Annotated in this window: 4 protein-coding genes; all 4 read right to left on the minus strand. The window is 73.8% G+C overall.

Annotation, left to right across the window (positions count from 1 at the left end):
* Positions 1-232 (minus strand): hypothetical protein (locus VI078_17340; GenBank protein ID HEY6001051.1); only part of this gene is annotated, 232 nt, incomplete at its 3' end.
* Entirely contained in the window at positions 207-2,558 is a 2,352-nt protein-coding gene (locus VI078_17345) for a methyl-accepting chemotaxis protein (GenBank protein ID HEY6001052.1), read from the minus strand. The genes VI078_17340 and VI078_17345, both read right to left, overlap by 26 nt.
* Before the next feature lie 43 nt (positions 2,559-2,601).
* Positions 2,602-3,225 carry a chemotaxis protein CheW gene (locus VI078_17350; GenBank protein ID HEY6001053.1) on the minus strand — a complete coding sequence of 208 codons (624 nt, stop codon included), beginning with the start codon at positions 3,223-3,225 and terminating at the stop codon, positions 2,602-2,604.
* On the minus strand, positions 3,222-3,670 hold a 449-nt coding region (locus VI078_17355; protein HEY6001054.1), incomplete at its 5' end, for a hypothetical protein. The genes VI078_17355 and VI078_17350, both read right to left, overlap by 4 nt.

Below are 3,670 nucleotides of genomic sequence, written 5' to 3' on the forward strand. Positions count from 1 at the left end.
CCAGGCGCTGCCCGAGCACGTCCACGGCCTCGCCGACGTCGCCGAGCGCCGCCTCGATGCCGCGCGCGCGCTCGAGCCGGACCAGCTCCGCGCGCAGACGCGCCCCCTCGGCGAGCGTGAGCGCCCCCGCCGCCGCCCCGAGCAGCAGCAGGGCGACGAGGGCCCGCCCCCCCGCGAGGGAGAGCGCCGCCGCGATCCCTCCGGCCTCAGACCTTGTACTTGCGCGCGACATTGCGAAGCGCCATGGCCAGCGCGTTGAAGTCCTCCGCGACCTGCTGGAGGCCCTCGGCGCTGGCGGTCGTCTGCCGCATCCCGGCGTTGATGTTGGCCATCGCGATCGAGACCTGCTGGATCCCCACCGACTGCTGCCTGGCGATCGCCGAGATCTGCTGGACGGCTTCCGCCGTCTCGGCGATGGTCGCCATCACGCTCTCGATCGCCGCGCCGGCCTTGAGCGCGAGCTGCACGCCGAGCTCCACGCCCCGGGCGCCCTCCTCCGTGGCGACCACGCTCGCCCGGGTCTGCTTCTGGATGTCGTCGGCGAGCGCGCCGATGCGCGCGGTCGCCAGGCGGCTCTGCTCCGCGAGCTTGCCGACCTCGGTGGCGACCACCGCGAAGCCCTTGCCGTGGGTCCCGGCGCGCGCCGCCTCGATCGCGGCGTTGAGCGCGAGCAGGTTGGTCTGGTCCGCAATGTCGTTGACCGTGGTGACGATGGTGCCGATCTGCTGCGCCTGCTCCGAGAGGTCGAGGATCTTGCGGGCGATCCCCTCGACACGCTCGCGGATCAGCTGCATCGTCTCCATCTCGTCGCGAACCGCGGCCTGCCCCTCGCGCGAGGTCTCGACCGAGCGCTGGGCCGAGCGCGCCACCCGCTCGGCCTTCTCGGCGGTCTGCTGCGAGGTGATGTCGAGCTCCTCGATCGTCGTCGCGACCTCCTTGACGGACGAGGACTGCTCGCTCATGCCCTTCTTCTGCTCCTCGGTGTTGGCGAGGATCTCCCCGGCGGTGGTGAGGATCTGGCTCGAGGCGTCCTGGACATGCCGGACCACGTCCACCAGGTTCAGAATGTTCTTCTTCTCCTCGGTGACATCGCGCAGGATCTCGAGGAAGCCGGCGCCGGCCCCGTCCGCCTTGAGCAGGACCGAGCCGCTGGCCTGGGCCAGGACGGCCTCGCGCCCGCGGCCCAGCACCTCGCGCTCCACGCCGTGGAGCGTCCCCGAGCGCTGCGCGCGGCCGTAGAGGCAGTCCTCGCGGCAGACGGCCCCGCGGAAGACCTCGTGGCAGGGCCGCCCGAGGATCTCCTCGGGGGCGAAGCCGACGAGGGCCGCGGCCGCCGCGTTGACGAACGTCACCTTCTTCTCGGTGTCGACGGTGAACATCGGGTCCGCGATCGCGCGGATCACCGACTCGTTCCAGGCGGTGCGGTTGGCGAGCTTGCGCTCGGCGCGGCGCTGCTCGGAGATGTCGCGGAAGATGCCGATCGCCCCGCGCGCGGCGCCCGCGGCGTCGCGGATCGGGGACGAGGTCGCCAGCACCGGGACGGAGCGGCCGTCCCGCGTGGAGATGGTGCGCTCCTCGGTGCCGGCGTCGCGCCCCTCGCGCAGCAGCTGCACGAGCCGGCAGCCGTCCCGGCAGTCCGCGCACGCCATGACCTCGCGGCAGGTGAGCCGTCCGACGACGTCCTCGCGCGCGTGCCCGGTCAGCTGGGCGCACGCCTCGTTCATGAACGTCACGACGCCCTCGCGGTCGACCACGATCATCGGGTCCGCGATCCCGCGCACGATGCCCTCGTTGCGCTCGAGGGCGTCCTGCAGGTTGCGCAGCATCGTGTTGAAGGCGGCGCCCATCTCGCCGATCTCGTCCGCGCTCGTCACCGGCACGGCGACGCCGGTGCGGCCGGCGGCCGCAGCGGTTGCCGCGTGCGAGAGCCGCGAGATCGGGCCGAGCACCAGCGGCTGCAGTGTCAGGAGCACCACCCCGACCGAGGCGAGGACGATGAAGGCCCCCCCCCAGAGCATGCCCGTCGTCATCGCCGAGATGTGCTGGCCGATGAGGCCGACGTCGAAGGTCAGGTCGACGGCGCCGAGGATCGCGCCCGGCCCCACCTGCCGGTGGCAGCCCGCGCACTGCACCGCGTTGCGCAGCGGGTAGACCTCGCGCAGCAGCGAGCGGGGGCCCAGCGCCACGCTGTCGTAGGCGGGCTTGCCGCCGCTGAACGCCTCCTCCGTCAGGGTGTCCACGACGCGGGTGCCGATCTCCCCGCGGGCGCCGCTCTGGGTCACGGTGCGGTTCCAGTCGATGATCCGCACGCCGGCGACGTCCCCGCCCATCATCCCCTCGAGCATCTCCTGGATGCTCGCCATGTCCCCCGCGCGCATCGAGCGCTCCATGCTCTTGACGACCGCCTGTCCGACGGTCGCCATGAGGTGGCTCGCCTGCTCCAGCGCGCCCGCGCGCTGGTAGCGCACCATGAAGAACATGAACACGCCGAGGATCACCGCGAGCGTGACGCCGAGCGACACGATCACCTTCGGTCCGAGCCTCATCCCCTTGAGCATCCGCTCCTCCTCGCGCCCGCCGGACGTCGCCGGCCGGCCGCGTCTAGACCCCCTCGTCGACGACGAGCCGCGGGGCGCCCAGCACCTTCTCCACGTCGATGAGCACGATCATGCCCCCGTCGTGCGGCACGATCCCCGCGACGGCGTCCTCCGCCATGCCCCGGCCCGGCCCGAGCGATCGCCTGAGCTCGGCCGCCGGCACCGTGACGATCCCCTCCACCCGCTCGGCGAGCAGGCCGACGGCCATGCCGCAGCCCTCGACGACCAGTATCCTCGCCGCCTCCCCCACCTCCGGCGCCTCGCGCCCCAGCAGCACGGCCAGGTCCAGAACCGCCAGGACCACGCCGCGCAGGTTGAACACCCCCCGGACGAAGGGGGGAGCGGTGCACACGGGCGTGATCCGGCCCGCGCGCAGGATCTCGCGCACGGACGTGGCCGCCAGCGCGCAGCGCTCGGCGCCGACCCCCGCCACCACCAGTTGAAGCCGCTCGGCGCCCTCCAGCCCGGGGTCGGGGGCGGCCGCCAGCTCCGTGGCCCTGCGGCGCCAGACCTGGGCGAGGTCCTCGGCAGGCTGCTCGACGCGCTCGAGCTGCTCGATCCGCTGGCGTATATCCCGCCAGACGCGCTCCGACTCCTCGCGGCGGCGCTCCCAGACGCCGGCGCTCACGGCGCGTCCTCGCCGTCGGGGAGCATGCCGAGGATGGTCTCCCGCAACCCGCCGACCGTCATGCCCTCGACGCCCTCGACCGGCGCCTCCGCGTCGCGCCCGCGCAGCAGCCGCAGGGCGTTGGCGAGGCTGCGGCGGGCCAGGCGGCCGTTCCCGGCGGCGGCGTGGTGGAGGCCGGTCTGGAAGTGCCCGAGGACGAAGCCCGGCGCCAGGTACAGCGTGCGCCGCAGGTAGTGCAGCTCGCGCTCGCGCTCCCCGGCGCCCCGCGCCAGCAGGGCGAGCAGGTAGGTTGCCTCGAGGTGCAGCGGGTTGAGTGCCAGCAGCCGCTCGGCGAGCGCCCGGGACGCCGCGGCGTCGCCGCCGTCGGCGAGCAGGCGGGCGGCGCTGTAGAGCGCGCGCTCGTTGCCCGGGTTCACGGCCAGGACGCGGCGGAACGCGTCGACCG

This window comes from bacterium, from assembly GCA_036524115.1.
Lineage (GTDB): Bacteria > JAUVQV01 > JAUVQV01 > JAUVQV01 > DATDCY01 > DATDCY01.